Source organism: Phytobacter diazotrophicus (assembly GCF_052061655.1).
Taxonomy (GTDB): domain Bacteria; phylum Pseudomonadota; class Gammaproteobacteria; order Enterobacterales; family Enterobacteriaceae; genus Phytobacter; species Phytobacter diazotrophicus.
Window position 1 is genome coordinate 1927554 of sequence record NZ_CM125428.1, and the last position, 20867, is coordinate 1948420.

At 49.9% G+C, this 20867-nt stretch carries 34 protein-coding genes; 19 read left to right on the forward strand and 15 right to left on the reverse strand.

The window, feature by feature from the left end; translation table 11 throughout:
• Positions 1 to 3: 3 nt before the first annotated feature.
• The 15 genes from ACS0RQ_RS09195 to ACS0RQ_RS09265 all read right to left on the reverse strand — a co-directional run bounded on the left by ACS0RQ_RS09195 (position 4) and on the right by ACS0RQ_RS09265 (position 5830).
• A complete protein-coding gene (locus tag ACS0RQ_RS09195) occupies positions 4 to 327 on the reverse strand; it encodes a hypothetical protein (RefSeq protein ID WP_334634752.1) in 324 nt (107 codons plus the stop codon).
• Complete coding sequence (locus ACS0RQ_RS09200; protein ID WP_317076882.1) at positions 324 to 560, reverse strand: hypothetical protein; 237 nt, start codon at positions 558 to 560, stop codon at positions 324 to 326. Before ACS0RQ_RS09200 ends, ACS0RQ_RS09195 begins: the two co-directional genes overlap by 4 nt.
• Positions 557 to 781 carry a hypothetical protein gene (locus ACS0RQ_RS09205; protein ID WP_317076880.1) on the reverse strand — a complete coding sequence of 75 codons (225 nt, stop codon included), beginning with the start codon at positions 779 to 781 and terminating at the stop codon, positions 557 to 559. The genes ACS0RQ_RS09200 and ACS0RQ_RS09205 overlap by 4 nt, the downstream gene beginning before the upstream one ends.
• Positions 771 to 1199 (reverse strand): hypothetical protein, encoded by a 429-nt coding sequence (locus ACS0RQ_RS09210; protein WP_317076878.1) that lies wholly within the window; start codon positions 1197 to 1199, stop codon positions 771 to 773. The genes ACS0RQ_RS09205 and ACS0RQ_RS09210 overlap by 11 nt, the downstream gene beginning before the upstream one ends.
• A complete protein-coding gene (locus ACS0RQ_RS09215) occupies positions 1189 to 1599 on the reverse strand; it encodes a Lar family restriction alleviation protein (RefSeq protein ID WP_249572940.1) in 411 nt (136 codons plus the stop codon). Before ACS0RQ_RS09215 ends, ACS0RQ_RS09210 begins: the two co-directional genes overlap by 11 nt.
• Complete coding sequence (locus ACS0RQ_RS09220) at positions 1599 to 2462, reverse strand: ORF6N domain-containing protein (RefSeq protein ID WP_071196269.1); 864 nt, start codon at positions 2460 to 2462, stop codon at positions 1599 to 1601. The genes ACS0RQ_RS09215 and ACS0RQ_RS09220 overlap by 1 nt, the downstream gene beginning before the upstream one ends.
• 12 nt (positions 2463 to 2474) lie before the next feature.
• The gene (locus ACS0RQ_RS09225; RefSeq protein WP_071196270.1) at positions 2475 to 2981 is read right to left on the reverse strand and encodes a hypothetical protein; all 507 of its coding nucleotides are present in this window, start codon (positions 2979 to 2981) and stop codon (positions 2475 to 2477) included.
• Positions 2978 to 3199 carry a ParE family toxin-like protein gene (locus ACS0RQ_RS09230; RefSeq protein ID WP_499079300.1) on the reverse strand — a complete coding sequence of 74 codons (222 nt, stop codon included), beginning with the start codon at positions 3197 to 3199 and terminating at the stop codon, positions 2978 to 2980. Before ACS0RQ_RS09230 ends, ACS0RQ_RS09225 begins: the two co-directional genes overlap by 4 nt.
• The gene (locus tag ACS0RQ_RS09235; RefSeq protein ID WP_317076872.1) at positions 3190 to 3444 is read right to left on the reverse strand and encodes a hypothetical protein; all 255 of its coding nucleotides are present in this window, start codon (positions 3442 to 3444) and stop codon (positions 3190 to 3192) included. Before ACS0RQ_RS09235 ends, ACS0RQ_RS09230 begins: the two co-directional genes overlap by 10 nt.
• On the reverse strand, positions 3434 to 3787 hold the full coding sequence (locus ACS0RQ_RS09240; protein ID WP_317076870.1) for a hypothetical protein: 354 nt from the start codon (positions 3785 to 3787) through the stop codon (positions 3434 to 3436). The genes ACS0RQ_RS09235 and ACS0RQ_RS09240 overlap by 11 nt, the downstream gene beginning before the upstream one ends.
• Complete coding sequence (locus ACS0RQ_RS09245; RefSeq protein WP_317076868.1) at positions 3780 to 3974, reverse strand: hypothetical protein; 195 nt, start codon at positions 3972 to 3974, stop codon at positions 3780 to 3782. The genes ACS0RQ_RS09240 and ACS0RQ_RS09245 overlap by 8 nt, the downstream gene beginning before the upstream one ends.
• Entirely contained in the window at positions 3964 to 4164 is a 201-nt protein-coding gene (locus tag ACS0RQ_RS09250; RefSeq protein ID WP_317076866.1) for a hypothetical protein, read from the reverse strand. Before ACS0RQ_RS09250 ends, ACS0RQ_RS09245 begins: the two co-directional genes overlap by 11 nt.
• 379 nt (positions 4165 to 4543) lie before the next feature.
• Positions 4544 to 4771 (reverse strand): hypothetical protein, encoded by a 228-nt coding sequence (locus tag ACS0RQ_RS09255; protein ID WP_334634744.1) that lies wholly within the window; start codon positions 4769 to 4771, stop codon positions 4544 to 4546.
• Complete coding sequence (locus ACS0RQ_RS09260; protein WP_317076862.1) at positions 4768 to 4977, reverse strand: hypothetical protein; 210 nt, start codon at positions 4975 to 4977, stop codon at positions 4768 to 4770. The genes ACS0RQ_RS09255 and ACS0RQ_RS09260 overlap by 4 nt, the downstream gene beginning before the upstream one ends.
• Before the next feature lie 175 nt (positions 4978 to 5152).
• Positions 5153 to 5830, reverse strand: coding sequence for a LexA family protein (locus ACS0RQ_RS09265; protein ID WP_317076860.1), 678 nt, complete (start codon positions 5828 to 5830; stop codon positions 5153 to 5155).
• A gap of 77 nt (positions 5831 to 5907) precedes the next feature.
• Here ACS0RQ_RS09265 and ACS0RQ_RS09270 point away from each other — a divergent pair, with 77 nt between their 5' ends.
• The 19 genes from ACS0RQ_RS09270 to ACS0RQ_RS09360 all read left to right on the forward strand — a co-directional run bounded on the left by ACS0RQ_RS09270 (position 5908) and on the right by ACS0RQ_RS09360 (position 20603).
• Entirely contained in the window at positions 5908 to 6147 is a 240-nt protein-coding gene (locus ACS0RQ_RS09270; RefSeq protein WP_317076858.1) for a Cro/Cl family transcriptional regulator, read from the forward strand.
• Between the two features lies 1 nt (position 6148).
• Entirely contained in the window at positions 6149 to 6433 is a 285-nt protein-coding gene (locus tag ACS0RQ_RS09275) for a hypothetical protein (RefSeq protein WP_317076856.1), read from the forward strand.
• A 383-nt stretch (positions 6434 to 6816) separates the two neighbouring features.
• Positions 6817 to 8403 carry a DEAD/DEAH box helicase family protein gene (locus tag ACS0RQ_RS09280; protein WP_317077091.1) on the forward strand — a complete coding sequence of 529 codons (1587 nt, stop codon included), beginning with the start codon at positions 6817 to 6819 and terminating at the stop codon, positions 8401 to 8403.
• Entirely contained in the window at positions 8400 to 9371 is a 972-nt protein-coding gene (locus ACS0RQ_RS09285; protein ID WP_317076854.1) for a DUF7146 domain-containing protein, read from the forward strand. Before ACS0RQ_RS09280 ends, ACS0RQ_RS09285 begins: the two co-directional genes overlap by 4 nt.
• Complete coding sequence (locus ACS0RQ_RS09290) at positions 9368 to 10180, forward strand: antitermination protein (protein ID WP_103278841.1); 813 nt, start codon at positions 9368 to 9370, stop codon at positions 10178 to 10180. The genes ACS0RQ_RS09285 and ACS0RQ_RS09290 overlap by 4 nt, the downstream gene beginning before the upstream one ends.
• 381 nt (positions 10181 to 10561) lie before the next feature.
• Entirely contained in the window at positions 10562 to 11398 is an 837-nt protein-coding gene (locus tag ACS0RQ_RS09295) for a TAXI family TRAP transporter solute-binding subunit (protein WP_107224310.1), read from the forward strand.
• Positions 11395 to 11547: a hypothetical protein gene (locus ACS0RQ_RS09300; protein WP_155033999.1), complete on the forward strand. Its 153-nt coding sequence runs from the start codon at positions 11395 to 11397 to the stop codon at positions 11545 to 11547. Before ACS0RQ_RS09295 ends, ACS0RQ_RS09300 begins: the two co-directional genes overlap by 4 nt.
• Positions 11548 to 12219: 672 nt before the next feature.
• Positions 12220 to 12435: a class II holin family protein gene (locus ACS0RQ_RS09305; RefSeq protein WP_079498699.1), complete on the forward strand. Its 216-nt coding sequence runs from the start codon at positions 12220 to 12222 to the stop codon at positions 12433 to 12435.
• Positions 12435 to 12962, forward strand: a complete 528-nt coding sequence (locus ACS0RQ_RS09310) for a lysozyme (protein ID WP_334634673.1) — start codon at positions 12435 to 12437, stop codon at positions 12960 to 12962. Before ACS0RQ_RS09305 ends, ACS0RQ_RS09310 begins: the two co-directional genes overlap by 1 nt.
• Entirely contained in the window at positions 12959 to 13489 is a 531-nt protein-coding gene (locus ACS0RQ_RS09315) for a hypothetical protein (RefSeq protein ID WP_317076845.1), read from the forward strand. The genes ACS0RQ_RS09310 and ACS0RQ_RS09315 overlap by 4 nt, the downstream gene beginning before the upstream one ends.
• Entirely contained in the window at positions 13486 to 13746 is a 261-nt protein-coding gene (locus ACS0RQ_RS09320) for a DUF1378 family protein (RefSeq protein ID WP_317076843.1), read from the forward strand. Before ACS0RQ_RS09315 ends, ACS0RQ_RS09320 begins: the two co-directional genes overlap by 4 nt.
• Positions 13747 to 13838: 92 nt before the next feature.
• The gene (locus ACS0RQ_RS09325; RefSeq protein WP_317076841.1) at positions 13839 to 14150 is read left to right on the forward strand and encodes a hypothetical protein; all 312 of its coding nucleotides are present in this window, start codon (positions 13839 to 13841) and stop codon (positions 14148 to 14150) included.
• Positions 14147 to 14416, forward strand: coding sequence for a hypothetical protein (locus tag ACS0RQ_RS09330; protein ID WP_317076840.1), 270 nt, complete (start codon positions 14147 to 14149; stop codon positions 14414 to 14416). Before ACS0RQ_RS09325 ends, ACS0RQ_RS09330 begins: the two co-directional genes overlap by 4 nt.
• 174 nt (positions 14417 to 14590) lie before the next feature.
• Positions 14591 to 14773 (forward strand): hypothetical protein, encoded by a 183-nt coding sequence (locus ACS0RQ_RS09335; protein WP_317076838.1) that lies wholly within the window; start codon positions 14591 to 14593, stop codon positions 14771 to 14773.
• A gap of 90 nt (positions 14774 to 14863) precedes the next feature.
• Positions 14864 to 15868, forward strand: a complete 1005-nt coding sequence (locus ACS0RQ_RS09340) for a tyrosine-type recombinase/integrase (RefSeq protein ID WP_317076836.1) — start codon at positions 14864 to 14866, stop codon at positions 15866 to 15868.
• Between the two features lie 244 nt (positions 15869 to 16112).
• Positions 16113 to 16697, forward strand: coding sequence for a hypothetical protein (locus ACS0RQ_RS09345; RefSeq protein WP_317076834.1), 585 nt, complete (start codon positions 16113 to 16115; stop codon positions 16695 to 16697).
• A gap of 205 nt (positions 16698 to 16902) precedes the next feature.
• Positions 16903 to 18522 carry a TerL protein gene (locus tag ACS0RQ_RS09350; RefSeq protein ID WP_317078823.1) on the forward strand — a complete coding sequence of 540 codons (1620 nt, stop codon included), beginning with the start codon at positions 16903 to 16905 and terminating at the stop codon, positions 18520 to 18522.
• A 1-nt stretch (position 18523) separates the two neighbouring features.
• Positions 18524 to 19999 (forward strand): DUF1073 domain-containing protein, encoded by a 1476-nt coding sequence (locus tag ACS0RQ_RS09355; protein WP_317078817.1) that lies wholly within the window; start codon positions 18524 to 18526, stop codon positions 19997 to 19999.
• Positions 20000 to 20054: 55 nt separating this feature from the next.
• A complete protein-coding gene (locus ACS0RQ_RS09360) occupies positions 20055 to 20603 on the forward strand; it encodes a phage head morphogenesis protein (protein WP_317078822.1) in 549 nt (182 codons plus the stop codon).
• Positions 20604 to 20867 lie beyond the last annotated feature (264 nt).

The window sequence follows — 20867 nt, forward strand, 5'->3', positions numbered from 1 at the left end:
ACCTCATACCTTTTTCGCAAAACCAGCAGCGATTACACTTTTTGCAATGGCGGAAGGTTCGCCCCCCAATAACTCACCATCCTTTCCTCCCACTGCTGCCATCAATTGATCTAACAAAATGCTGTCGTAATTATCCGGCCAGAATTCCGCCGAAATGCCAAAGGCATTACAGTGAAAAAAGACATCAATAGTTATCTTTGCCGCTTCCTCTGCTGTGCGCTCTGGCTGACGATATCCAGCTTCCCATATCGCGTCAGTAATGGCCGACGGATCGCCCTTAGCTGCCTTAATAAGTTTCACGAGTTCGAATACATTTGTTTCGTTCACTTTGATGTTTCCCGTTCAGCAGCAATGATTACATCAACCATCATCATGATTGACCCGGCCATGTCGTCGTAATCCTCCCAGTCAACATCATTCAGGAAATGATTCACGCATACCGGTGTAATCTGGGCCACCAGTAATTGGCGATAAGTCATGCCGTTCATCTGTGGACCGCCGCCGACACTGGAATTGGCGGCATTGCTGACCGGGGACGTGGGAAATTTGCCATTGCTCATCGTGCAGCCTCCTGTAGTGCAACCTTGTATGCCCGCAGCATGCGATTTGACGGGCCAGAGATAACCGTATTCATCCGGAAAATGCCACTTCGGGTATGAATAACCCCGGACTCCCGGAAAAGCACCGTATCAACCGTGCGATTGTGGCGGCGGAACTCGAACACAGAGCTTGTGATCGTCATTGTGGCCACAGCGCCTTTATCGTCGAAATTAATATCCACTGGGCTCCCCCTCGGTTTTACTGACGAAACATTCCCATCCGCCATAGCTGTTGACCATTTCTCCCAGGCGTGACAGGCAGGCATTCATCCAGCGGATGCCGCGTGGAGTGAGGGACGGAACTGTCCCCCAGTCGACGAAGCTGGAATTATTCCGGTGCATATACCTGATAAGATCCAGGATATTGATGTAATGCGCGCGACGGCGTTCCGCGTCCCATCCTTTATCGATGAGGTAAGAGTCAATAAAACCCTGTAGCGCTGGCTGGTTCAGCGAAATATCACCGTGCTGGTGACGGTAAACAGGGCGACGGTGGAGGCTGACCAGGTGAAACAGATATGCATCGCATACCCATGTCAGCGCCTGCTGGTGAGCCAGCTGTAATGAGTTAGCGGGCTGCGAGAATGGTTTATTCACCACGACATACCTCCGGCTCGTTGCGCTGGTTCCAGTTCCGGATAGCACCTTCCTTGCAGTCCGGAAGCTGTGAGGCATTGCAGCAACCGCAGTTCACAAACCAGGTGCTTTCGCCATCAAATTCCCGCAATGTTTCAACGAGGCTTACGTGTGGGTTGCCGCAGAAAGGGCATGGCTTAAGCAGATCATCACGGTTTGTTGTTTCAGTGGCCAGCGGGCACAGGTAAGGAACAACTGACATGATGGTCAGATTTTCTTTGCTGATGTGGAGAGGTGCGGCTTTAGCCGTGGCCAACTCAATCGCTTGCTCAACTCCGGAGGCGTCGACCTCGTATTTAAGCGGGTAACGGTCGCCGTCCGGATAGTTGGCAATAAAAGTGACTTCATAGGTTGATCCAGTCATTATTTTGCCTCCGGTGTATAAAGCGCTTTGTCATGGCTGTATTCGCCATTCCAGGTTTTTTTCATCGGCAACTCACCTTTCATGTACAACTGGTAAAGCCGGTGGCAGCCTTTCTCCAGCAGCGTCGGAGTAAATTTCGTAAAAGCGTCCTTACCGTGCGGTGTTATTTGTGTCTGGTCTTCCGTCAGATACTTATCGCGGGCATAGGAGGCGACGCGCCAGCGTGGGTCTTTCTCCGGATCGCGTTGTTCGTTGAACACCCAGTCGCGCTCGAAGGCCCACCACATCATTTTGTTGATGTTGACGCCATTCAGGGCTTTGCAGAATGCCGGAATGGTCATGCCTTTGGTGAAGTGCTTCTCCAGGCTTTCAACGGTGGCATTGAGGGTTTTGTTTTCCAGCGCTGCCGCTTCCGCACGTTCTTCCGCCTCAATCACCATCAACGCTAATTCTTTACGGCTGATAGCGACCTGGGTTGACGGAGCAGGGATAGCGTCACGCTGGGTAAAGTAAAACTCCACGAGATATTCGTGATATCCCCATGCCTGATCGGTATCAACGATTTTCGACATGCGGGCCGCGCCGCGCTCAGTCCAGAGAATCAACTGGCTTGTATGTTTACTAACCAGGTGGCTCTTAGGTACTAGGTTCTTAAATTCCTTTAATTCTGAACCAGTTAAGAGAAAGTAGTGCTTGCCTTCTTCAAAACGATCCAGATTACGTGACAGGTTTTTGCGAATATTAACCTCATCCGTACCGTACCCCGCCGCCATCTGCTCAGTGGTCACCACACGCTGACCGCGATACTCAATGTGTTGCAGGTCACGTGCTGCGACAGTCGCTAATTCAGTTTTCATTGACATTGCCGCCTCTCCTTAATGCGCCATTGGTTTAACTGGCAGGTCTTTACCCGCACGAAGGCGACCTGCAACATCGGTGAATATTTCGTCCAGGAATTCGTTAAACCATGACTGCCCGTTCTCGCTCAGGCGCTGGTCATTGGCGTGGTAGAACTGGTAAACAGCGATATAGCGTTCCGCTGGTTTGTACCGGATAAGGTCTTCTTCAACGTACTTAATCAAAACGTTCTCGATAAGCTCTCTAGTAAGACCCAGGGCCGTCCCGCCATCCCGGAATACATAGTCGCCTTCACGAAACCCAAAGCGTTTACCGCATTCAATGAGGTACAGAAGCGCTACGGAACCGCGCATGTGGGCGCAAACGGATTCAGCCCATTCCTGCTGTTCTGCGGCGGTCAGCGAGCTATTACCGTAACGATTTTCGTCCAGCATCCATGACGGAACGCTGCAGCCATCCCGTTCGCTCAGATCTTTTAGCCGGGCAACCAGGCGTTTAATTTTTGCTTTTTCGATATCGTTCATTTTCTGTCCTTAACTTTGGAGTAGCGTTCGTGTGACATAACTTCCCAGCTTTGGCCGCCGTCGCGTGACAGCAGCCGCCAGCGCCGGTTAACCCGAAGGCTCAGATTTCCTGAGCGATGCATACGGCAAGGGTGAACCCGTTTGTTTCTGTACTGGCGTAGAACGAAAACCGCCTGTTCATGCACCCACTCAGGAATGCGTATTGCTGTCAGTGCCACAGGTATCTCCCGTTAATCCGTGCTGGGGGGGTAACAGTCCATCCGAACTTACGGGCCAGATCGATAAACCCGTCCAGGCTGAGAATCATCTCGTCGTCAGTAAGGCGGCGTTCAGAGACCAGGCCGCCTTGCAGGTACACCAGTACGCGACCGGAGAAGTCCGGGGAGACGTGCAGGTCAACTGTCCGCACTGGTAACGGAATCGAAACGCCGTCGCGCACAAACGTTTTCTGGTCAGCATGCATTCTGGAGCCTCCGTTTTTTCATCGCTTCTTCGGCCAGGGTTTCAATTAACGCATCCATGAAATAAACGGCATCAGGCGTTAATTTGCTTCTGCCCATACAGTCGGCGTAATGCTCCGAAATAATGGATTCCGCTTCGGCGCGTCTGTGCGTGTCGTAAATCATTCCTTCGAAGAGTTTTGTTAACGCTTTCGTTAATAATTCCTCGGATAATTCAACCGGAAATAGCTCGCCATTATCCAGTTTTGCCATCTGAATGTTTCCACCCGTTCTGCGCATAACGGAATCAAGTTTCGCCAGCACTAAATGACGGCGGCGTGTTTCAATCAGGTTGATTTTATCCATTGCGCCGCTTCTCTTCTGCAATTGTCCATGAGGAAATCTGGCAAGCCAGTTCGTAACTCAGACCAATAAGAGATTCTGCTTGACCGGGTTCCATTTCTTTAAACTGAGAAAACATTAAATCCAGTAAGTGATATAAGTTATCAGCAGTATCGCGGACCGTTTCAATTGTGCTGTTATTATTGACCATTGTTAACTGTCTCCTCTTCAATGAGTTGCAAGAAAGTGCTGACAGGAACCGATAAATCATAAGCTAGTTCGAATAATGCCTTTACCTCACTCTCTTCAAGCTCATCAGCAGCAAAGGCCGCGACTTTAAGTAAGGCGAATAATTTATATCCCGACAGGGAAGCTCTTTGTAATTCAGATTCTTTAGCCATGATTACACCCCATAAGCCTTCTTAAGAAAAAGGCGCGCAATTACTTCATAACCGCAGGCTGCATACATGCACGCTGATTTATATGCTGACTGGTCTTTGATGAAAGTCATATTCGCTCCATCCTGTTTTCAGGTTGCAGGAAGCCCCGCCCGTTTAAGGCGAAATTAAATTAAGATGATTTGATTAACTCAGCTTTGTTTCGATTTTTTGCAATAACTCATGCGTCTTAATGGCATTGTCGAATATCAAGGCCGCCATTAAGCAATCAGGGTCATCGCCATCCTTACCTGCAAAGTATGACTCGTTATATACGCTAACCAGCTCCCTGAGTTTTGCAGCGCTGAGCGTTGCATAAAAAACATCGTCTGCAATATCAGAACTATTCCCTTCGTGGGGGGGGCGATACTGAGACTTCATTTTTCATCAGTTCTTCGATATATACGTAAGCTGTTTCACGGGTTTTATCGAGAGACCGAATCAGACAGGCTATTGCACTATCTGTTTTCTTATCAGTTTCATCGGTGTTTTTATAAATATATTCAAGTAGCGTATTACCCTCGGAAATCTGAGCGGCAATATCATTGAGCATTTCTTCGGGAGTTTTCATTTCTGATTCTCCTGCTGATGAATTACCGTGCTCATGTAAACATAAGCATCACCAGCTAGTTTTTTCACCAGTGATGCCAGAGCACCAAGTTCTATGTCTGTTAACTGGTGGGGGTGATCTTCCAAAAGGGCACACACTAGTTCAGCTTGCAAAATATTCTCCGCAACTGAATTAAACTGCTTGAACTCCGATTCCGACATGTTCATCTCATTGGCTCCGTTGTTTGCCGATGAAATAAGTTTGAATCAAATGTACAATATTGGTCAAGAACTAAATGTTCAAAATTGAGAATTTAATATTGAACCTAAAGTTAATCGTCTGATTTTTAAGAAAATAAAAGCCGACTAAAAGTCAGCTTTCTTTTGTGGTTGAGGCGGGGCTTTAAACAAATCTTATTTTGGCTTCGACAACAACACCAATGATTGAATGTTCGCCATTGAGTGGGATTATTGGGTAGGCAGGGTTGAGGGGTTTGAGGTAATAGTTTCCGCCATCATTAACCAACTTCTTGAATGTGGCTTCATTTGTTCGTGATGACCTTGCCACAACTAGGTTCCCGTTAATGGCCTCTCTCCCAGTATCAACAAGGATGATCATGCCCTCAGGAACGCTCACGCCTACGGGTGATGTCATGGAGTCACCTTGAACTCTAAGCCAGAATCCTTCCCCTACTATATGAATATCTGACTCATACCATTCATCAATACTCTTTAAGTTATAGGCTTCAACAGCCTCATACCAATTCCCCGCACTTACCCAGCTTATTAGAGGATAGGTCTTCATTGTTTTTACCTGTCCGGCATATTCCACGTTGGAACCTTCTGAATTGGTTCCGTGTTGTAGCCAAATAGGATCGGCGTGAAGGAAATTTGCTAACTGATTTAACTTATCCTGTCTCGGTATCGACTCTCCATTAAGCCACTTGCTGGCCGCTTTTGCGGAGACGCTAAGAGCCCTGGCTATAGACATGCCACGACCATGATCATCAAGCCCAGCTTCTTTACAGGCCAGTGCTAGCCGCTGAGCAAATTCTTCACGCACTTTGTCCATTTGAACCATGTGTACACCCTATAACAATTTGACTGAACATTCGATTCAGTTTATTTTGTACATAAAGTTCAATTTGAGGCAATGGTATGTCAGACTTTCCTTCCATTTTGAGAGAAGTTGGTCTTGAGGTTGTTGCGAAAGCAACCAGCAGGACGGTGAGGCAAATTTATAAGTGGGAAAAGAAGAAAACGTTACCCCGTAGTGACTTTACGGGAGAGACATTTTTAGCAAAAGCGATTGCTGAGGCATCGAATGGTCGCTTCACCGAAAAGCAAATCCTTGATGCTGCAATAAACGGTCGTCGTTCTACCTCGCAAGAGGCGTGACATGTCACAAGACTTCCGTCACGTCGAAATGCCCGCTCGATACAGCCAGGCAGATGCGGAGTGGATTCAGGATCAGTTGCTCCGGCTGCCACCTTCGCTTAGGCGGAAAGTCGCTCAGCGATACGCGGAAGTTTATGAAGTTGAATTTGAGGTTGAGCCTGTTTCTTTCCGGCAGGAGAACCGGGCAAGGCATGAGGCCAATACACAGCTTCGCAAATTTGTAAGAACGCACGGGCGTGCAATTCAGGGGTACACGGTGGAGCCGCCCCTGGCAGGAACGCAGTAAGCGGGACTGAGGATAACCGGACTTAAAGGCGTCTGGTTGCATGTCGGCTTAAAGATCCCGGGTGTTGGTGGGCTGATTCTTCGATTGTCTGTTTTTTATCTTTGTACCAGTTTGCGAGTACATGAGATGGGGAAGAGGGAAGAGGGGGGTAAGGGGGGAGATGGGTGTTAGGGAAGGGAAGGCATCCTTTTCCAACAGACAACTCCATAGGTTAGGTGGGTACCGATCTAAGAGACATGGTTTAAAACGGCGTTGTACTAGTTATCTGGTACGCACCCATAACCAACTCAGATCGGGAATCGTTCTTCCTGGAATAGTGGATTTAGAAGGTGGTGGTGATGCTGAATATCAAACCCAATTTCGCACAGGAACGCGGACTGAGCATGCTGCGCCTTGGCTGGAAGGCATATAACTCCTTCATGGTCTACGCGCCAACTGGTAGCGGTAAAACCGGCCTGGCAGCATTCATCACTGCGGGTCATGTCAGTCGTGGTAAACGTGTTCTGTTCGTCGCTCCATATACCGTCTTATTACGTCAGACTGCCAGCCGTTTTGTCAGTTATGGACTGGATGCTGCTGATATCGGGCTCGTCTGGGCCGAGGCTGAGAAAAGCGAGATCGACCCGGATCGTCTGATTCAGATTGCCAGCGCAGACACGCTTACCCGTCGGGATTTTCCTCAGAATATTGATCTGCTGATTATTGATGAAGCACACCTCCGTAAGCGCGGCATTCTGAAAGAAATTGAGCGGCTGACCACTGAGACAGGGGTAAAGGTCATAGGTCTCTCCGGGACGCCATTCTCTCCCTGGCTGGGACGCTATTACCAACAACTGATAAAACCTACAACTATCAGCGAACTTATCCAGCGGGGAGATCTGAGTCCGTTTGAGTTCTATGCACCGACAAAGCCCGATCTGAAAGGCATAAAAACGTCCTCATCAGAGGAGTACGGCAGCGACTACAACGAAAGCCAGTTGTCAGAAATCATGTGCGGATCAGACCTGGTGGGCGACATCGTGGACAACTGGCTGCGTAATGGTCGCGACCTTCCAACCGTGGCGTTCTGCGTCGATAAGGATCATGCCAATTTCGTTACCATGCAGTTTGTAAGAGCGGGCATTAGTGCCGAAGTCATGGTAGCCGAGACCCCTCACGATGAACGGCAGGTGATGATCCACCGTTTCGAAACGGGCGCCACAAAAATTATCGTCAGTGTCGGTGTGTTGGTGGCCGGGTTCGACAGTGATGTGCGCTGCGTTATTTACGCCCGCCCGACAAAGAGCGAGATCCGCTGGCTACAGGCAATTGGTCGCGGACTTCGCACAGCACCTGGAAAAAGTGCCTGCCTGATATTTGATCACAGCGGAACGGTTCACCGCCTCGGCTTCCCGGATGCTATCGAATATGACGAACTGCCATCTAAAAGCGACGGCATGAAAGAATCAGCAGCCCGGGCAACCGAAGATCGGGAAGAGAAGCTACCGAAAGAATGCCCGGATTGCCATTTCATGAAGCCTGCCGGGGTATACGTCTGCCCTAAATGCGGGTTCAAACCTCTGGTAGGCGAAGACGTGCAGACCGACACGCAGCGCAATATCAAAAAGCTCAAAAAGGGCGAAAAGGTTTACACCAAATCCGATAAACAGTTCTGGTGGAGTCAGATCAAGTTCTACCAGCGTCAGCGCGCATCGATGGGTAAGCCCGTCAGCGATGGCTGGTGTGCCCATACCTTCCGCGACAAATTCAACGAGTGGCCGAACGGTCTTAGTGACTTTCCTATGGAGATCACGCCAGACGTCAGCAACTACATAAAACACAAACGTATCGCCTTTGCTAAAGGCCGGGAGAAATCCGCACAGAATGCAGCCGGGTCGCCTGCCGGCTGCGCAGAGGAAACACAAAAAATTATCAGAGCAAAACATCAGGTGGCAGATATCCGCAGCATGTTGGGGAGAAAAAGCGCGTGAAAACAGCAGAAGCAGCAAAAGGCCGTTGGTCAGAGATTTTTGAATATTACGGGCTTCCGCCTGTTACGGGTAAAAACCATTTCAAGGGTGAATGCCCGGTGTGCGGTGCGCGTGGAAAATACCGCGTCGATGACAGAGACGGATCGGGGTCATGGATTTGTGTCTGTGGTAGTGGTGATGGTATGTCACTGCTGGTTAAAACTCAGGGGAAGAGTTTCAGCGCAATCAGTACGGAAGTGGATCAGATCATTGGTAACGATTACCGTCACGAAAAGATTCCGGTACACAGCTCAGCCGCCAGATTACGCCAGCGTACCATCAGTAAGTTTGCAAAGCTGGCGCCGTTACGAGGCACTGCGGGTGCTGGCTATCTGCAACACCGTGGAATTACCAGACTCCCCGCAGATGCCATCAGGTTCTGCGATAAGCAGCGTCACGCAGGTAAGGTCTATCAGGCGCTTTATGCACTTGCCACGGATGACAAGGGTGAACTGTGTTACCTGCACCGCACGTTACTGGAGGGCGAACATAAGGCGCCACTCGGGGAAAGTGCCAAACGCCAGAAATCCATGCAGGAAGAGAACTATCTCGAATACGCCCGCTCTGTGGCTATCCGCATGTTCCCTGTATCCTCGACTCTCGGTATTGCTGAGGGTATCGAGACGGCACTCTCCTGCTATCAGATTTATGGCGTGAATACCTGGGCGGTAATGAACAGTAACTTCATGAAGAAATTTCGCGCACCGGCCGGGGTAAAACACCTTGTCGTTTTTGCTGATATGGACAGGCATTCGGCGACGGGCCAGGCAGCGGCATTCGAGTGCGCCCATGCCAATTTGCTCGCAAAAAACGACCTTTTGAAAGTCAGCGTGCGCTGGCCCGATAACGGAGATTTCAATGACATGCTCCAGAACGGCGATCAGGTACGAGAACTGGTATTCACCAAAAAACAGCAGGTGGCCGCATGAAGATGGAATCAGGTCTCAAACATTTCAGCCCTCAGGGAATGCTCATCAATGATGATACGAAGAGCACCTCACCCGACCGACTTAACGGCACTGATATCATGTATGCGTTTGGAGCCACCAGCAGCCGCGCACGGTTCGGCCTGGCAGCATTCCTCGGAAAAGCTGGGGTCAGCAGGTCTGATGAGCAACTGGCGGTTCAGGCGCTGGCACGATACGCAATGGAGGCTGCGCCGAAGAACGTTCGCAAAGCTGCTGGTGGGCAATTCGGAAACTGTATGATGCTGCTCGCGCAATTCGCTTTCGCAGAATACTCACGCTCGGCGGCCAGCACAGCAACCTGCCTCCGTTGCAACGGCACAGGGAAAACCACCGCGACGCAGGTCACGCGTAAAGTATCCTACCCATGGGGGAAAGCGCCTTACTGGGCCAGTCGCTCCCGCGCTGTTCATCCGTCAGACTGGGAGCAATGGACAGAGGTAACGGAGATTGTCCCGGCCAAATGTGAAGCTTGCGACGGCAAGGGCCAGTTAAGCGCACGCTGCCGCTGTGGCGGAAAAGGCGAGGTGCTCGACCGCAAGGCGACAAAAGAAAAGGGGGCGCCGGTATTCAAGGTCTGTGAGCGTTGTAGTGGTAATGGTTTTACGGTCACGCCGTCCACAGTGGCTCACAAAGCAATCCTCAAATTCGTGCCTGACCTCCATGTCAGAACGTGGACAAGGAACTGGAAGCCATTCTATGAAGCGCTGGTGGATGTGTGCAACGCGGGCGAGAACAATGCAGCGCGAGAATTTGAACGTGTCACACGATAGCGAGCATATTTAGCATTTTCGAAACGTAGGGCTTGATTTTGTCCGAAGTTGTCTAGTATGCTTCTAATTATGGGTTCGTGCGTCTGAAACGAATAACCACCAAATTTAAGGCTCGCTTCGGCGGGCCTTTTTTCGTATTCAGGCCTCACTGACGGCGGCTCATTACCCAACCGTCAGGCGCTTGCGCAGAGGCCGCCTTCTTTGGTCGCTGGACCGTTCCCTCTACTGGTCTGGTTGTGATTGCTCCGGCGGCCGAAGCCATCCCGCGTCTGTGCCGACGCAAACATCAAACCGCAGAGCCTTTACAGAGGTGAGCCACAGGGAGTCTGACTCTCTGCGTACTCTCCCTGGGCACTGGCTCACCCCTTAAAGGAAAGTCCCATGAAGAAATCATTCACCGCTATTGCGGCGGTTCTCCTGTTTTCCAGTTTTGGAGCAACAGCCGCTGACATCACGATCACCACCGGGCAGCAGGGCTTAACGTACAACGCTGTGTATGGTGTGAACCTCGCCAGTGCGCTAAGCGAATATGGCTATAAATCGACAGTAGTCCCGAGCAAAGGCTCACTGGACAACCTTGATAAAGTCGCCAGCGGCGAAGCGCAGATCGGTTTCACCCAGGCTGATGCATTTCAGTTCTGGCGCAGCCGACACGGTAACGAAGCTCAGAAGGTCGACATCATCGGCGAGCTGGGCGATGAATGCGTGTTTGTGGCCGTGAAAGACGGCGGGAAGGTCGGCAGCGAAAGCGATCTGAAAGAAGGCATTAAAATCGCCGTGGGTGAACCTGCCAGCGGTTCTTATGCATCCTGGCAATATCTCCAGTCCCTCGAAAAGGATTACGCGAAAGTAGAGACCTACGCAAAAGGCGGCGTTCGTTCGCTGGCAAAAGTCACTACCGGGGAATATGACGCGTTCCTGTGGGTGTCAGCACCAGACCGCACGAATAAGTTTCTGGAGTCGGTAAACCAGAAGGGCAGCGGCCTGACGATGATCAGCATGAATGGCTGGAGCGTCGACGATAAGTTGCCAAACGGCAAAGCGGTTTATGAGCTGAAAAAGGCGGTCACTGAATCTGGCTGGCTCAGTGATTCAAAAGTGAAAGTGCCGTGTACTAAAACGCTGGTGGTCGCAAACACTGATGCCGGTGATGACATGCTGGAAACCGCATCAACTGTGCTGCTCAAAAACCTGTCCCGCGTGCTGGGCAGCAAATGATTAAGCGCGTTGGCTGGTGGACTCTTTTTATCGTGTCTCTGTTTATTGCCTGGCGGCTGGCTGGCGTACTGATGGATTTTGCTCTGCTGGGCATTTCCATCGTCATGCTGGTGGTCTGCTGGTACCGACCTTATAAAGCTAAAAAATAATACTGCACAAAAATCCCCTGTTGTATGGGGGGAGTGTGGAATGTTATGAAAAAAAACAGGAAGTGACGACACCGTACACTACCTGTGAAATACAGCAACACGTCTGGTTATATGTCTGTTAACGCCCGATAAATGTGGATCAGATCACGAAAATGTACAAAGCTAAATTTTGGTGAAATGCTTTTATACCCGTGGTAATGTATTTCTGTAATAAATCCAGATTTGCGGGGTGTGTAAGACAGGTTGCTGTTTCTGTAACTTACACCAACGGTACGCAACAGTCCTGCACCTTCGGAATACTTGGAATTATGCATAACAAATATAGAGATAACCCTGATTTATGACCTGTCCCGTGGCAGGTCTTTTTTTATGGCTAAGGCTGTTGCTTTGTTTGGACGATGAGTTTAACTCATTGACGAATTGGTATTGGCAATTTTACATTGTTGAGGTGGTGAATCCCCCTGTGCGGAGGGGCGTAAACAGTACCGGTTTTCCACTACGGTCTCATTAGCTAACGCGAGTCACGGTGGCTGACCAAAGACTCACCGGGAGGCACCCGGCACCACAGTATTCTCTGTTTTGTTATTTTTCTCTTTAGGCCTGCTCCCTGCGAGTGGGCCTTTTTTATTTCTCCCTCTTCCACACAGCACTTCCCAAAAGCGGAGGTGGAGTATGTATCGAATGGACAAAATCACAACTGGTGTGAGCTACGGTTTTGCCGGAGCAAACGGAGGGTTCTGGGTGCTCCAGCTACTGGATAAAGTCTCGCCCTCACAATGGGCGGCTATTGGTGTTCTCGCGAGCGTCCTGTTTGGTCTGCTGACGTATCTGACCAATCTGTATTTCAAAATCAAAGAAGATCGGCGCAAAGCCGCCAGGGGTGAGTGATGGCAAACAGGGCAAAGCTTAGCGCGGCAATGTTGTCTCTCATCGCCGCGGGGGCATCAGCGCCGGTACTGTTTGATCAGTTCATCAGCGAGAAAGAAGGTAACGCACTTGTAGCCGTTGTTGACCCGGGTGGCGTCTGGTCACTGTGTCACGGCGTAACGGTCATTGACGGTAAGCCAGTAGTTAAAGGCCAGCGTGCAACAGAAGCACAGTGCAAGAAGGTAAACGCCATCGAGCGTGACAAGGCGCTTGCATGGGTAGACCGAAATATCAAAGCGCCACTAACTGAACCGCAGAAGGCCGGGATTGCCTCGTTTTGCCCGTATAACATTGGCCCTGGCAAATGCTTCCCATCAACGTTCTACCAGCGCATCAATGCTGGAGACCGTAAAGGGGCATGTGAGGCTATTCGCTGGTGGATTAAAGACGGCGGCAAAGATTGCCGGGTACGTTCCAACAATTGCTACGGACAGATTGAACGTCGAGACCAGGAAAGTGCGCTTGCGTGCTGGGGGATAGACCAGTGAGCGCCGAAACACGCGCCAGCATCATCGTATTCCTGATCCTGCTGGTGGCTGGCCTTGGAGTGCTTCTCGGTTATCGATACGAGAACAACAGCAATAGAGCCGATACGGCAGAGGCAAACGTCCTGCTACAGGCCAAAGTCATTCAGTTGCAGGCCACAGAAAGTCAGGCATTCAGCGCGCTGGCCTCCGGTACGGTGGATGCTAATGCCGCCGTGGACGCCAGGGCAGAAACAACTGTTATCGAATACCGCGAGATACTCCGCCGTGAAAAAACGTGTGATTACCCTGTGCCTGCTTACGTTGCTGACGGGCTGCTCAACTACACGAACAGTCTACGTGCCGGGGCAATGCACGCCGCTACCGCCGGAACTGACAAAGCCGGTAGTGCCCCCACTCCCTCCAGCCAACTGACGTACTGCCAGGCCGTTCTCTGGATAGAACCTCTGCTGGCTGCGATAGAGAAAGCAAACAACCAACTGGCCGCCATCCGGCAGGCTGAACAAATCAGGCAAGGAAAAACTAAATGACGGTATATGAAAGTTTTCTGCTGTATTTCTCGTCCGCCGTATCGGCACTGCTGTTAATTGCTGGTGGCTGGGTAAAAATCCGTGACTGGTTCAAAGCTCACGCCGAAACGAAAGCGCAGGAAGCAGCAGCGGCGGCAAAGGCCGAAGCCGATAAGGTTGAGGCTCTGGTACAAGTCAGGCTTAAACAACTCCAGGCAGACGCGGAAGCCTCTCCAGATTCCACCGCAACAAGCACGTCCGGCCCGGTGGTTGGGTAAGGCATTACAGCAGGCATTCACTGAGTGCCTGTGATAATGCTCTCTTTACAAGTTGCTGATATAATCCACCCATGAATGTTTGGGAGGGATAGATGTTGTCGACGATGAACCACATAAAAAACCCGTTAACAATCATCGGGATTTTTGCGGGTATAGTTGAAATATCTGCGAACCTAGTGTTGCCGTTTCTTAATGAGCCGCAACAGGGTATATATATTTGGTTTTTAATGATTTTCCCCGCAGGGCTTGTGGCTGCTTTTTTTGTGACGCTGAACTTTAATCATGTTGCACTCTATGCCCCAAGCGACTTCAATAATGATAATGGTTTCATGCTGGCTAATGGGAAAATTAGCGGTAATGAGGTTCAGGATTCCGACACATCGCAAGGGTTTGAGTTGTCATGAATAAAAATATTTCACGTACTTTTGAAAATATCACAGTTGAGCTGGATGGTAACCATTATGAGTTATGTACCTTCCAGAACTGCGAGATAATATATAAGGGAATGTTACCTTTTAATTTAATTGGTTGCACTTTCAATGGTTGCAAATGGAAATTTGATGGGCCTGCAGCTAATACAGTGAATTTCTTAAAAATGATGTATAAAAATATGGGTGATTTCGGCAAGCAAATGGTAAATGCTACCTTCGAGAACATCAAAAAATCATAAGTATCCGGTACGCAATTAGCATATTAACTAAATAGATATGGCCTCGCATAAGCGGTGCTTTTTTATGCGCCTCGCACGCGCAGCCTAACGATATCTTTCAGTAGTGAGCCTGGGGCATTCCGCTTTATCGGGCGGTTTTCCCGTGCGACAGGCTCACACCTAAAAGGAAACACCATGGCACGCTTGAACGTAGAAATTATTTCTCCTAAGAATGAACAGGTGAATCAGGTATTCGCTCAGATGGAATGGAAATATTGTAGAAAGCAACTGACACAAGAAATCATTGACGAAATGGAGCGCGAAGCAGATCGACTTATTCGCAGGTTGATTCAGACTAAAGTGACCTTCGTTATGTGAGTTATAAAATTTTGCAAAGGCTTTCGCTTGATAGCCTTTTCAAAAAGTTACGCATTTACTTAATCCCTGCATTACAGAGGAATATTCTTCATGGCGTCAATTAAACATTCCGTTGGCGCAGACCTGAAATCAAAATATTACGTTCACTGGCGTGATGATAAATCCGGGCATGGCCGCCGACGTATTTTTGAGAACATCGATGATGCTGCCCATATTTTTTGGCAAAAACAGAATATTGAACTTGACTGTCGGACAGCTAAATGGAGTGGAATAGACCACTCATGGACGTTTCGTAAATTAATCCTGTTTTTTCTTGGCTATCAGGTCAACAAGCTAGAAAGAAACATCATACGCCTTTCATCCTATACCAAATGCCGTCACGATCTCCTTGCTGTTAACGGCCCGATACTGGAAAAAAACGTTCTCGATATAAACCACAGGGATATAGAAGGTTCAGTTCGCCCAGGCTGCCACCGATGGATTCGCTCGGCATTTTTTCTTCTGGAAGAAAAGCGACTCATCAATTTCAACCCTGTGGATCGTCCTGTGCGTCGGCGCCGTCGGCCAATAACTATCCCTTCAAGGGAAACAGTGAGGCAATTACTTGATACAGCACCAAGGCGTGAAAGAATTGCTTGTTGGCTTGGGATTTGCGGTTTGCGCCTCGGCGAGGCTTTGGCGGTGACTTATGCGGATGTTTCCCCGGAAATTATCCAGATCCGGCGACATATCGTTGATGGTGTAATTCGTGATGGGCTCAAACGCGGTGTAGAAAGGCAGGTAAGAATGCCGAGAGAACTATTTTCTTTGCTGGACGTGGAACTGTTCGGAACGTCTCAACCGCTGGTCGCAAACAGTTTTAACGGTGCTCCACTCTCCATCAATTATGGCACGCAAGGAGTGCTGCAAAGGACACTTTTGTCCCATGGAATAAAAAGATTCCACCACCTACGGCATTTTGCTGTTTCCCGCCTGGCTGCAAGAGGCGTCGATATTACGCATGTTTCCCGGCTTATCGGGCATGTGAATATCAAGACCACGATTGACGTTTACGGGCATCTTTTCTGTGCACCGGTTGACATGGATCTGGACTGAGTTAACCGCATAATGGAAATAGTAAGGTGATCCACTATCTTCCCATTCTTCGCGGCCTCAGGGCATTAAATCGCAGTTTTCCCGAAAAAAAGGATATGCCGCATTTTTGACCCCTTTGATATGCCGCACTTGGCACCAGAGAGGGTGCGGCCTGCAAGCCAGAAATTCTCGCGTGATACGCCGCACACGGATCGGAGAAATTTGATTTTGAACAAAAAATAAACATCTTGACTTAGGCGGGCGTATGGCTCCTAAAAAAAGCTTCAAAAAAGCCTACGTCGGTATCGTGATGGATATGGCACTAGCCCGCAGCAAGATCAGCAACCGGATGGTTGCGCAGCGCTTAGGTGTGGATGAGACGACGATCCGTCGCTGGCGTAAAGAGAATATCGAATTTGAACGTGCTTTTACCGAAGCCCGGGAAGCTCTAAGAGAGAAAATTAACCACGTTGCAGGTAAGAGCCTGGACGTTCGTAAGAGAAAGGTTGTAACCACTTCTCCCGATGGTGTGAAGACCACAGTCGAAGATGTTCTGCCAACACACAACGATGTCGCGGTATTTGCCAAATCGCTTGGACTTGGCACCAGTGTTTATAGCGAGGAAGAGCGACAACGCGATGTTCTGCGTGAAGTGATGAAACACAAGGTTGCCGGGAAATATAGCGCTCTGGAGGCTGCACAGTTGCTTGAGGCTGAGGGGATAAAGGTGCCACAAACCTTGATGATGGAGATTACAACGCCGAAGCCGCCAGAATTACCCGGTTTGGCCGATGCCACCGGGCTAACGACGGATGAGGCAGCAGAGATATACCGAAACATGATGGGCTGATATGGGGAAATGCAAAAATAAGCCTTTCAGACCAAAAATAGTCTATTCATTTTTTGACCCATTTTATGCACGTTTTATTCACACGGTTTTTGCCACTTAACCGCCTGAAATAAGGCGTTGGCGCTGTTTACCTTATGAGTACGATCCGGCTGGTGCGGATAACGACCATTATGTTAAATCGGAGCAATATTCAGGAATTTTTCTCATGCCGCTACCTTTCCCATTCGACTTCAAAAAACCAGACTATCAGCAGGTTTTCGAGTGGAGACTGGAGCGCCTGCAGCGCATCCGGCAGCGACCTGAAATACTTCCCGCACTCAGGCAGTTTTATCGCACTAACCCTGCACAGTTCATTATTGACTGGGGGATGACGACCGACCCGCGCAACCTCGATTACGGATTGCCAGTTTCGATACCCTTCCTACTGTTTCCTAAACAGGAAGAGTGGATTAACTGGATTCTGGAGCGCAGGGCGCACCTTGAACACGGACTCACAGAGAAAAGCCGTGAAATGGGGCTGAGCTGGACGTCTATCGGCATGGCTTGCTCGTTGTGTCTGTTCAACAAAGAAATGGTGATTGGTTTCGGTTCCCGCAAAGAGGAATACGTTGATAGCACCGGCGACCCAAAAGCCCTTTTCTGGAAAGCCCGTAAATTTGTCGAAACGCTGCCCGTTGAATTTCGCGGTGGCTGGAGCGCGAAAAAGCATGCGCCCTATATGCGGGTGGAGTTTCCTCAATCTGGAGCTGTAATCAAAGGTGAAGCTGGTGACAATATTGGCCGTGGTGACCGTACCACACTTTATTTTGTCGATGAGTCCGCATTCCTGCAACGCCCGTTATTGATTGATGCGGCGTTATCTCAAACCACACGTTGCCGTATTGACCTCAGCTCGGTTAACGGCATAGCGAACCCGTTCGCACAGAAACGCCACGGCGGGAAAATACCGGTTTTTACCTTTCACTGGCGAAGCGACCCGCGTAAAGATGATGAGTGGTACCGGAAGGAGTGTGAAAAGATTGATAACCCGGTCATCGTTGCACAAGAACTGGACCTGAATTACAACGCGTCAGCAGAGGGCGTCTTAATCCCGTCTGAATGGGTGCAGGCTGCCATTGATGCGCATATAAAACTGGGAATTGAACCGACTGGTCATCGCCTGGGGGCGATGGATATTGCAGACGAGGGTAAGGATAAAAACGCATTTTCTACCCGACACGGTTTTCTGCTTGAGAACGTCAGAGAATGGTCTGGCATCGGCAGTGATATTTACAGCTCGGTTGAAAAGGTATTTGGTTACTGCGATAAAGACAATCTCACTGAGTTTCGTTTCGACGAGGACGGGCTTGGTGCGGGCGCTCGTGGTGATGCACGGGTTATTAACGAACTGCGTTCAGCAGATCGTCGACCTATGATAATAGCCACTCCATTTCGTGGTAGTGGTGGTGTATTTGACCCGGACGATGAAGCCGTTCCAGGGGATAACGGACATAACGCCAGATTAAACAAAGATTTCTTTGCGAATGCTAAGGCACAAAGTTGGTGGTATCTGCGTAAGCTATTCCGTAATACCTATCGTGCAGTTGAAGAAGGAAAGCCCTTTAATCCGGATGAAATCATTTCCATCAGCAGCGCTATAAAAAACAAAGACAAACTCATCACAGAACTTTCACAGCCAACCTATGCCATTAACGGCGTGGGGAAGATATCTGTGAATAAGCAGCCAGCAGGTACCAAATCACCAAACCTCGCTGACTCAGCGATGATCTGTTATGCACCGATGAATTCTTCCCTTGATACCTGGGCCGCACTGGCCGGAGCATAATATGTCCCGTAAGAAACGCCGTAACGGCGCACAACAGCCCGTTGCGACCGCTGACGGGTATAACAATTTCCCGGCCAAAATAGGCACCCAATCAAAAAACATTCAGTCTTCTGGAACCTACGTTCCCGGGTACATCAGCCGCAATCGCGTAGAGTTGGAATTTGCTTACCGCTCATCTTTCCTGGTTGGCGCTGGCGTGGACGCAATGGCTGATGATATGACCCGCAAGGGCATAACGATCAGTTCGAAGCTGGAGCCTGGGCGGAAGGGAATGCTCGACACATTCTGGGATGAAATCGGCATCTGGGATGGCATCAACGACACGCTAAAATGGTCACGTCTGTATGGCGGTGCGCTGCTGGTGGTGCTCATTGAAGGGCAGGACATGTCCACGCCGCTTAAACTCGACCGTATCAAACAGGGGCAATTTCAGGGCGTATTGTGCCTGGATCGCTGGATGGTTAGCCCGAGCTATTACGATCTGGTGACTGATTACGGGCCGAATTTTGGTAAACCTAAATTCTACAAGGTGATCACCAACCAGCAGGGTATTCCACCATGGAAAATCCATCACAGCCGCCTGATTCGCATGGAAGGTGACAGCCTGCCATTTCAGCAGGCACAAACTGAAAACGGCTGGGGTATGTCAGTCGTTGAACGTATCTTCGAACGCATCGAGGCATTCGACACCGCTACAGTCGGTACGACTCAGTTGATACATAAAGCGCATCTTCGCACTTACAGCATTGACAAGTTACGTAGCGTTCTGGCAATGCCAGACGATAACCCCGCAAAAGTCGGCTTAATGAAGCACATGGATATGATCCGTGAATTTCAGACCATCGAGGGTATGACCCTGATGGATAAGAGCGACGATTTTCAGACTCACAGTTACTCATTCGCTGGGATTGCGGATGTAATTTTGCGTTTCGCTGAACAGGTTTCCGGCGCCACGGGCATTCCGTTAGTGCGCCTGTTCGGGCAGTCTCCATCTGGTTTCAGTACTGGTGATGGAGACCTGGAAAACTATTACAGCCGCGTTAACTCGCTGCAGGAACGGCGGTTACGCCGACACATCCGCTGGTTGCTTGATATCTCCTGGCGGTCTCTGTTTGGTACCGGACTGCCAGACGATTTCACGTTTGAATTTAATAAACTGTGGGAAATGTCGGATGCCGACCGCGCTACGATGGCTAACAACGTTGCGACAGCATTAAGCACTCTTGTTGATCGTGAAATCATGCCGCGACATGTTGCAATGACCGACCTGCGCAACATGTCAGACATTATTGGTATCGGTGGTTCAATTACTGACAAGGACATTGAAAATGCCCAGGCAGAATGGGAGGAGGCTGAATCTGAAACCGAACCTCCGCCGCAAATCGGAGCGACAGTACAGAAAGAGCCTACTGGCGATAGCCAACCAGATCGGCGAAATAGTGGCGGGCTCTTACGATGGTTCACAGGCAAGCGCTGATAAGACGACAAGCACGCTGGTGGACTATTCGGATCTGATTTCCTCCTGGGCTGAAATGGTCGGCAAGAAGATGTTCGCCCAGGTCGAGCAGGAAGAGTGGAATCAGTGGCGCTCTGTGTCCGAACAAATATCTGTCGGGTTGCGTGACGTTGTCGGTAATACGCCTGTCGGTGCTGTTGCGCGCGATATTGTGGCCCGTCAGGTCCAGTACATGAAGTCGCTGCCCCTTGAAGCCGCCAGCCGCGTTTCTGAAATTCAGGCACGGGCAATAGAGGCGGTGATTCGTGGTGAGCGCCCTGACGCGCTGTACGCAATGATTATGGCCTCCGGGGACGTTGCAGCCAGCAGGGCGCAGATGATAGCGCGTACCGAGATTGGCAGAGCTACAGGTGCACTCACGCAGGCCCGCGCCCTTTCCGTTGGCTCTGAGGGCTATTGGTGGCGTATTGAGGGGGCCGGAACACGTCCCTCACATCGAAAAATGAAAGATAAGTTTGTTCGCTGGGATGACCCTCCGACGCTGGACGGTATGACCGGGCACGCCGGATGCCTGCCTAACTGCAAGTGCTGGTCAGAAGTGCAAATTCCTGAACCGAGAAAGTGATAGAAATACGCCTTATACCGGTTGTTTTGTCCGAACTGCAATAGTGGCTATTTGTTGCAAAAATGTTGCTCCGATAAAGTGGCCAGTTTTGATAGTTAAACAGCAACTTTTACGGCACTGAGGGGACAATTTAATCGAGTCCATTTTCGCCGGTGCGGTTAAGAGTCATTATGTTAAATAGCCCGTGATTTTGAACATTTATCCCTTTACCGAAGGTCGCCACTGCGCGGCCTTTTTTATTGCCCGCAATTCAGCAGGTGACCC

What these genes read in the sequence shown, in the direction of transcription:
- ACS0RQ_RS09355 (WP_317078817.1), top strand. Translation starts at nt 18,524, where the DNA reads ATGTCCCGTAAGAAACGCCGTAACGGCGCACAACAGCCCGTTGCGACC.
- ACS0RQ_RS09200 (WP_317076882.1), bottom strand. Translation starts at nt 560, where the DNA reads ATGAGCAATGGCAAATTTCCCACGTCCCCGGTCAGCAATGCCGCCAAT.
- ACS0RQ_RS09310 (WP_334634673.1), top strand. Translation starts at nt 12,435, where the DNA reads ATGGCAAACAGGGCAAAGCTTAGCGCGGCAATGTTGTCTCTCATCGCC.
- ACS0RQ_RS09290 (WP_103278841.1), top strand. Translation starts at nt 9,368, where the DNA reads ATGAAGATGGAATCAGGTCTCAAACATTTCAGCCCTCAGGGAATGCTC.
- ACS0RQ_RS09250 (WP_317076866.1), bottom strand. Translation starts at nt 4,164, where the DNA reads ATGGCTAAAGAATCTGAATTACAAAGAGCTTCCCTGTCGGGATATAAA.
- ACS0RQ_RS09215 (WP_249572940.1), bottom strand. Translation starts at nt 1,599, where the DNA reads ATGACTGGATCAACCTATGAAGTCACTTTTATTGCCAACTATCCGGAC.
- ACS0RQ_RS09260 (WP_317076862.1), bottom strand. Translation starts at nt 4,977, where the DNA reads ATGAACATGTCGGAATCGGAGTTCAAGCAGTTTAATTCAGTTGCGGAG.
- ACS0RQ_RS09255 (WP_334634744.1), bottom strand. Translation starts at nt 4,771, where the DNA reads ATGAAAACTCCCGAAGAAATGCTCAATGATATTGCCGCTCAGATTTCC.
- ACS0RQ_RS09345 (WP_317076834.1), top strand. Translation starts at nt 16,113, where the DNA reads ATGGCTCCTAAAAAAAGCTTCAAAAAAGCCTACGTCGGTATCGTGATG.
- ACS0RQ_RS09295 (WP_107224310.1), top strand. Translation starts at nt 10,562, where the DNA reads ATGAAGAAATCATTCACCGCTATTGCGGCGGTTCTCCTGTTTTCCAGT.
- ACS0RQ_RS09340 (WP_317076836.1), top strand. Translation starts at nt 14,864, where the DNA reads ATGGCGTCAATTAAACATTCCGTTGGCGCAGACCTGAAATCAAAATAT.
- ACS0RQ_RS09325 (WP_317076841.1), top strand. Translation starts at nt 13,839, where the DNA reads ATGTTGTCGACGATGAACCACATAAAAAACCCGTTAACAATCATCGGG.
- ACS0RQ_RS09335 (WP_317076838.1), top strand. Translation starts at nt 14,591, where the DNA reads ATGGCACGCTTGAACGTAGAAATTATTTCTCCTAAGAATGAACAGGTG.
- ACS0RQ_RS09300 (WP_155033999.1), top strand. Translation starts at nt 11,395, where the DNA reads ATGATTAAGCGCGTTGGCTGGTGGACTCTTTTTATCGTGTCTCTGTTT.
- ACS0RQ_RS09350 (WP_317078823.1), top strand. Translation starts at nt 16,903, where the DNA reads ATGCCGCTACCTTTCCCATTCGACTTCAAAAAACCAGACTATCAGCAG.
- ACS0RQ_RS09280 (WP_317077091.1), top strand. Translation starts at nt 6,817, where the DNA reads ATGCTGCGCCTTGGCTGGAAGGCATATAACTCCTTCATGGTCTACGCG.
- ACS0RQ_RS09360 (WP_317078822.1), top strand. Translation starts at nt 20,055, where the DNA reads ATGGTCGGCAAGAAGATGTTCGCCCAGGTCGAGCAGGAAGAGTGGAAT.
- ACS0RQ_RS09275 (WP_317076856.1), top strand. Translation starts at nt 6,149, where the DNA reads ATGTCACAAGACTTCCGTCACGTCGAAATGCCCGCTCGATACAGCCAG.
- ACS0RQ_RS09220 (WP_071196269.1), bottom strand. Translation starts at nt 2,462, where the DNA reads ATGTCAATGAAAACTGAATTAGCGACTGTCGCAGCACGTGACCTGCAA.
- ACS0RQ_RS09235 (WP_317076872.1), bottom strand. Translation starts at nt 3,444, where the DNA reads ATGCATGCTGACCAGAAAACGTTTGTGCGCGACGGCGTTTCGATTCCG.
- ACS0RQ_RS09245 (WP_317076868.1), bottom strand. Translation starts at nt 3,974, where the DNA reads ATGGTCAATAATAACAGCACAATTGAAACGGTCCGCGATACTGCTGAT.
- ACS0RQ_RS09270 (WP_317076858.1), top strand. Translation starts at nt 5,908, where the DNA reads ATGTCAGACTTTCCTTCCATTTTGAGAGAAGTTGGTCTTGAGGTTGTT.
- ACS0RQ_RS09225 (WP_071196270.1), bottom strand. Translation starts at nt 2,981, where the DNA reads ATGAACGATATCGAAAAAGCAAAAATTAAACGCCTGGTTGCCCGGCTA.
- ACS0RQ_RS09330 (WP_317076840.1), top strand. Translation starts at nt 14,147, where the DNA reads ATGAATAAAAATATTTCACGTACTTTTGAAAATATCACAGTTGAGCTG.
- ACS0RQ_RS09265 (WP_317076860.1), bottom strand. Translation starts at nt 5,830, where the DNA reads ATGGTTCAAATGGACAAAGTGCGTGAAGAATTTGCTCAGCGGCTAGCA.
- ACS0RQ_RS09320 (WP_317076843.1), top strand. Translation starts at nt 13,486, where the DNA reads ATGACGGTATATGAAAGTTTTCTGCTGTATTTCTCGTCCGCCGTATCG.
- ACS0RQ_RS09240 (WP_317076870.1), bottom strand. Translation starts at nt 3,787, where the DNA reads ATGGATAAAATCAACCTGATTGAAACACGCCGCCGTCATTTAGTGCTG.
- ACS0RQ_RS09305 (WP_079498699.1), top strand. Translation starts at nt 12,220, where the DNA reads ATGTATCGAATGGACAAAATCACAACTGGTGTGAGCTACGGTTTTGCC.